Genomic DNA, 4,208 nt, shown 5'->3' with positions numbered 1-4,208 from the left:
GAAGGGATTATTGTTAGTTATAAAGGAGAAGTTATCGCCAGTGGCGAGGCGAAAGCAGTTCGCAATAGTTTAGATGAAATTTTTGAATCTAAGGGTACAGCGCTTGCAACGAATTTAGAAAAAAATTACTTGCGCGTAAATGCTTTGAGCAGATGGGGAGATAAGATTGATCCGACTTTTTATAATCACTTAAATGGTGAGTTTAATACATTATTAATAGAAAGTCGTCGAACGGGTTATAAAATGGAAGTATTAGTTTCAGAAGGAGGTCACAGTTCAGCAGCAATAGGTAAAACAATTAGACTTAAAGGCAAACCGATACCTAATCCACCAAGACCTAATCAACCATATAGAACCAAAATTTATGTAAAATACAGAGATGGCTGGTTAGAAAAAGAAGCAATGAGTTCTATGTTTCCAAGTAACTGGGATTTAGAACGGATTAAACAAGAAATAGCTTTTGTTTATGAAAATACAGTGGCAAAAGGAGTAGGACAAATTCCTAAAAAAAGAAAGGAATATTAAGTAAGTTTATTGGAGAATCAACAAGTGGATTTGATGTAGTTCTAGAAATTGATGACTATGGGAAAATTTTAAATGCTTATCCAAAAATGTAAAATTTAATAATATGAAATATAAATTTTCGAAGTATAAGATATCTAATTCTGTTCTGTACGATATAGATGTTGAAGATGATGATTTTTATCCAATAACCTTATTAAGGTTTTCATATTGGACACCACAAATTATTCAACAACTTATAGATGGTGTTCTTTCTACAAAAGATTCGGATAAAGAATATAAATATCAGACTGAGGGAGATGATTTGTATATATATAGCAATGATTATGGAGTTCAGTTTTTTGATTTGAATACTCAAAAACAAGATGCAGATTTAGTTTTACCACATGATACTTTTATTGATTTTCTAAAAGACTTTAAAGCGTTTGTAGAAACGAATAGTTAGATTGGAATTGTATCCCACTAGAAAATAAAAGGAATATTTTTTTGAGCTTTATAGAAGTGTGTAATGAAGGGCTAACCCTACCGCCGCACGCTACGTCCTAACGTAGGAAGGGTCGCATCCTGCGTTTTTGTTACCTTGTTTTTGAGTAACGAGCGTTGAGTGACGGATGCGTACTATCTCACTAAGTTAATATTATGTTTTGGAGTTCAATGAATATATCTCACCTATTTTATATTTTGTTTTGGTGTTCGATGAATCTTCACTACGTTTCGATTTTCGCTACGCTCCGATTTCTCCTTCGTCGAGGTGACATACTGTACGTGGATACTGTGTGGTCAGTGTGCTTTTTCGCCAAATTATCGATAAAAGAAAATATCCCCTTAAATCAGAAAAATTAACCGATAACCGATTATGAAAATTGTTAATCCGAGGTTTCTAGTGTTTTACATATTGGTGTTGCTTTGTTTGCCTTCGTGTAGCGATAAGAATACGGTGAATAAAGATATAGCTAAATTTAGGTATACAGAAAGTAATCCGCTCGTTTTTAAACTAGAGATACTTGAAAATAAGGATGGTGTTGCGTATGAATATTTTATGGATTCAAAAGGGAAATCTACTGTTTTAGTAACGACTAAATATGGTGTTGATCCCGTGTTTTTCGAAGGAGAAGAAGGGGTAAATGAAGCTGTACACTATGCAGAAGCTAATAATCTGCATAATCAACTTATAAAACGCAACAGTATTTCTATTCTCAAGTGTGCTCAACACTTAGAAGAACAATGGATCATGGACGAAAAAGTGGCTGTAGATTACTTAGGAGAAAGTAATTATGTGAGTATCGACTCCAAATTATCTGTTGAAGAGGGGTGGGTACGAGTGGCAGGAGTCGTTAAGAATTGTTTAAAAATAGTGTATACAGAAAAAGGATTTGAGGGTGGTTTTAAGATGAATATGCTCAATTTTGTATATGAACCTGATCAAACCTGGAAATTAGTTTCAAAAGAACGGGTCAACACTTTATATCAGGATGTAAATAAAGAACAGATGGGCTATTGTATAGATACCTTAATGCGTCATCAAAAAAAAGTATTTGAAAAAGGGAAGCAAATCGTGATTACGAATGAAATGATGTTTGATTTAGGTGATGCTATTTGTTTTTAATCTTATAGGAGTGTAAAGGCGATTTCTAAAGCGTATTTTTATGAAGAGATAATAGCAAGAATAAGCTGAAATACAAACGAATATTTCAGCACGTCTTATTACTTGTTTTGTGATTGAGTTACTATTTCCTTCTAGTAATAAATCAATCTTCGCTGTGCTTTGCTTTGATTTATTTCTTTGTCTCAATGATATCTTTGAGTGGATGATGTAAATTACTTAAAGTTAATTTGGAATATTATAAAAAATGGAAGTTAGAAGAAGAATTATTAAAATTTGAATAAATGGAAAAAGATAAAATAGCTTTAGACAAAGCGAAGCAAGTGTTAAATGATTTTAAAAGGGATAATTTTTTGTCCGATTCATTTAAAGTGTTCAATCCTGAGGAAGTAAAAAAAATAACTGTATTTAACTTTTCTCAAAATATATGGAAAGTAGTAGTAAGCGTACCTCAAGAGCAGTTTGGCGGTACCGGATTATTTTCTATTTATATAAAAGATGAAACAATGGAACCTTTTATGTTTCATGATGGAGGTGCTGAAGGGAGGGTACCCTTTTTAAACATCTTAAGTAAGAATGGGAAATATGTTATTGGGGAGGAGTGGAAAGAGAAAATAGATAATAATTGATTCTAAAATATAATCGAGGGATTGAGGAAAGTGGCAATAAAAGAAAAATAGTTTTATAATTCTATCGGACTTACTATCGCATTTTTCATTGGTATTAAGTAGGGGCAAATGGCAATTTGTCCCCTTTATCTGAAAAATTGTGTTCAAAGGACTGAATTAACCGCGCACTTATTAAAATAGTAAAAGGGATATTTTTGAACACTTATGAAGTGTGTAATGAAGGGCTACCCCTATCGCACGCACGCTACGTCCTAACGTAGGAAGGGTTGCATCCAGCGTTTTTGTTACCTTGTTTTTGAGTAACGAGCGTTGAGTGACGTGCGTTGAGTGACGGATGCGTCCTCTCCTTCGTCGAGGTGACATACTGTGTGTGGATACTGTGTGGCAAGCGTGTTTTTTTGTAGTAATTTTCTTTAAACGCTCAATTATCGCATGTACTATTGTGTACTGCTAACCCTATCGCGCTCCCACACGCGATGTCACCCTGAGGCAACGAAGGGTCGCATCCGTTGTGTTCATTTTGTTGATTCACAAGGTGGTAGTTGTCTAATTTATTATTCATTACAAAAAAGTAACTCATTTAGATCAACCTATAATTAAAGGAATTGATGCAGTTTATGAATTCTCTTCTCCACCTCCTAAATACATCATTGCAGAGGTAAAAATGAATACAAAAGGATTTTCTTGGTGGAAACCTAAATTAAATAGAAAAGTTACATCGAGTGGAGGTAGTCAAATGCAGGATGCGTGGATTTTATTTAATTTGAAACAAGAGTTTGGTCTTTTGAAATCGAGAGAAATTCGAAAATTAGGTTATGAACGTATTCTTCTAGGTGTATCTGAAAATAACCCTATGATTATACAAACATTAGATAAAAATGCAAAAGTTGTTAAGAGTAATATACAAATTATATGAGTCAAATATTAAACTTCATAGGAGAAAGTAATGAGGTCATACCATTGCTTATAGAAGATGTGAAAGAAAATCTTTCTAAAGAAACAATTGATGGATTAAAACTGATGTTATTTAGTGCTCAATTGGAAAGAACGATTGCGCTCTATTCTGTTGATATTAATAGAGAATTAATAACAGCAAGTCTACTGGATACCATCACAGCCTTTGAAGATGGTTTTTATTGGGAAGGCTTTGCGAAGAGTTATGCGATGTATGATCAGATGGTATGGATGCTGAGTTTGGGTATTTTATGTGAGGTGGATGATGCAAATTTTAAACGTATTGTAGCGGTTATTCAGCGAGGCGGTGCTCAAGATGAATTGCTCAAAACATTAGTGAATTATCGAATTCCTAATGCTATACAAGGATCCTCTTATATCCAAAAAAGTCCGTATGCTCATTTGGATGGATTAGTAAAGGGACAAGATAAAAGTATTAGCTTTATAAAAACCTACTTAAATAAAAAGTGGTATCAAGGGCATCGCGATGCCCCTTGGTA

General features: G+C 33.7%; 5 protein-coding genes and 1 pseudogene. All 6 read left to right on the top strand.

Translation table 11 applies throughout. From position 1 onward, the window contains the following. Nucleotides 1-525: pseudogene (locus tag HX004_RS17620) on the top strand (hypothetical protein); the annotation flags it as partial. 103 nt (nucleotides 526-628) lie between these two features. Further along, on the top strand, nucleotides 629-967 hold the full coding sequence (locus tag HX004_RS17615) for a hypothetical protein (RefSeq protein ID WP_286444163.1): 339 nt from the start codon (nucleotides 629-631) through the stop codon (nucleotides 965-967). Nucleotides 968-1,459: 492 nt separating this feature from the next. Continuing rightward, nucleotides 1,460-2,128, top strand: a complete 669-nt coding sequence (locus tag HX004_RS17610; protein ID WP_286444160.1) for a hypothetical protein — start codon at nucleotides 1,460-1,462, stop codon at nucleotides 2,126-2,128. Nucleotides 2,129-2,409: 281 nt separating this feature from the next. Continuing rightward, nucleotides 2,410-2,754, top strand: a complete 345-nt coding sequence (locus HX004_RS17605; RefSeq protein WP_286444158.1) for a hypothetical protein — start codon at nucleotides 2,410-2,412, stop codon at nucleotides 2,752-2,754. Nucleotides 2,755-3,418: 664 nt separating this feature from the next. Further along, the gene (locus HX004_RS17600) at nucleotides 3,419-3,670 is read left to right on the top strand and encodes a hypothetical protein (protein WP_286444155.1); all 252 of its coding nucleotides are present in this window, start codon (nucleotides 3,419-3,421) and stop codon (nucleotides 3,668-3,670) included. Then, nucleotides 3,667-4,208: PoNe immunity protein domain-containing protein (locus HX004_RS17595; RefSeq protein ID WP_286444153.1), on the top strand; the 542-nt coding region annotated here is incomplete at its 3' end. The genes HX004_RS17600 and HX004_RS17595, both read left to right, overlap by 4 nt.

The sequence above is a fragment of the Myroides sp. 1354 genome (genome assembly GCF_030324495.1).
Classification (GTDB): Bacteria; Bacteroidota; Bacteroidia; order Flavobacteriales; family Flavobacteriaceae; genus Flavobacterium.
The sequence above is the reverse complement of the archived record's forward strand: the minus strand, read 5'-3'. Positions and strand labels throughout refer to the sequence as shown.

Bases quoted from the DNA above. Each gene is read 5' to 3' on its own strand.
- HX004_RS17615 (WP_286444163.1), top strand. From the start codon at position 629: ATGAAATATAAATTTTCGAAGTATAAGATATCTAATTCTGTTCTGTAC.
- HX004_RS17600 (WP_286444155.1), top strand. From the start codon at position 3,419: ATGAATACAAAAGGATTTTCTTGGTGGAAACCTAAATTAAATAGAAAA.
- HX004_RS17605 (WP_286444158.1), top strand. From the start codon at position 2,410: ATGGAAAAAGATAAAATAGCTTTAGACAAAGCGAAGCAAGTGTTAAAT.